The organism is Paucilactobacillus kaifaensis (genome assembly GCF_005405145.1).
GTDB lineage: Bacteria > Bacillota > Bacilli > Lactobacillales > Lactobacillaceae > Paucilactobacillus > Paucilactobacillus kaifaensis.
Genome location: NZ_BJDM01000044.1, coordinates 1 through 1,192 on the forward strand (window position 1 = coordinate 1; position 1,192 = coordinate 1,192).

Genomic DNA, 1,192 nt, shown 5'->3' on the forward strand with positions numbered 1-1,192 from the left:
GGGTGCAATCGCTGCTCCAAAGACAGCAAAAAAGGATATCATTCCTTTGCAAGAGCAATATAATCAATCACACCAACAAAATTGAACAAATTGATCAGACAATCCGAGTAGGCGCAAATCCCATTGCTTATACTGCCGATGAACCTATAGAAAAGGCGCTTCGTCATAAAATGGTTCAGTACTGTAATCCTCCAAATGGCATAAATATTAAGACTAGTTTTCAAGAAAGGAAGCCGTAACGTGCGTTTATGGCATCGAGATTTAATTCAGCAACTCCCAAGACAACAATTATTGGGACAGCATCGTGAAATTGCGGCGCTTCGCGGTAATGGATGGGGACGGAAACACGCTACCGTTAATTACGTATTTGCACATTCCCCATATAAATTATTTCAATTTCACTGTATTGTGTTACGTGAAATGGAAAAACGAGGTTATCATCCAGATCAGAAATGGTATGATCCTCTGTATCGAGGTCAACATTGCCCAGCATACAAACAACTCAATCCGGTTGCACTCACAATACCCATCTATCCTGAGCATGACCAACGATATAAACATGTTTGCTTAACCAATTTACAAAACAAGGGAATCTTTTTAAACCTTCCGTGATCCTAGTCTGCGATGTTCATCTTGGGACATAGGATTGACAAAATAGTATCTCAACAATATATTTACTAAAAGTAAATAAATAGCCAGTATTACGTTGATAGGAGAAAATCAAATGGTAAACCTTACAGAAGAAATGAAAAATATGTTAAAGAATCAGCTCCCCTTTCTAGCAACAACAGGAAAAGATGGCAAACCTCAAGTTGGTCCCAAGGGTTCACTACATGTCTTAGATGACTCACATTTAATCTACTTTGAGCACACCTTTAGGCAGGCCTATAATAATCTCTCGAACAACCATTTGGCGGCGGTTGCGGTTGCTGATAGAGGCGCTCAAAAGGGATTTCGCTTTGAGGGAACGGCTCATATTCATGAAGCAGATGACTTTGCTAATCAGATTCTAGATAAAACTAACATCTTTGATCGTTTCCCACGCGCTGGCGTGGTGGTCATTGATGTTGAACGAATCTATAAATTGGATAATACCTTAGAAGCTGGTATTCAAATCGCCTAGGGTTTTTAAAACAAATTCAACCGAGTAAGTCGAAGAACTTTTTAGTGTCCAAACTCATACAGTGTTTAT

3 protein-coding genes are annotated in these 1,192 nt (G+C 39.3%); all 3 read left to right on the forward strand.

Going from position 1 to position 1,192, the window contains the following annotated elements; all coding sequences use genetic code 11:
- A partial coding sequence (locus FFM51_RS08910) for a hypothetical protein (protein WP_223875927.1) occupies window positions 1–239 on the forward strand: 239 nt, incomplete at its 5' end.
- Between the two features lies 1 nt (window position 240).
- Window positions 241–612, forward strand: coding sequence for a TIGR02328 family protein (locus FFM51_RS08720; RefSeq protein ID WP_137598230.1), 372 nt, complete (start codon window positions 241–243; stop codon window positions 610–612).
- A gap of 112 nt (window positions 613–724) precedes the next feature.
- Entirely contained in the window at window positions 725–1,123 is a 399-nt protein-coding gene (locus tag FFM51_RS08725) for a pyridoxamine 5'-phosphate oxidase family protein (RefSeq protein ID WP_003563273.1), read from the forward strand.
- Window positions 1,124–1,192: the final 69 nt, after the last annotated feature.

Bases quoted from the DNA above. Each gene is read 5' to 3' on its own strand.
- FFM51_RS08725 (WP_003563273.1), top strand. From the start codon at position 725: ATGGTAAACCTTACAGAAGAAATGAAAAATATGTTAAAGAATCAGCTC.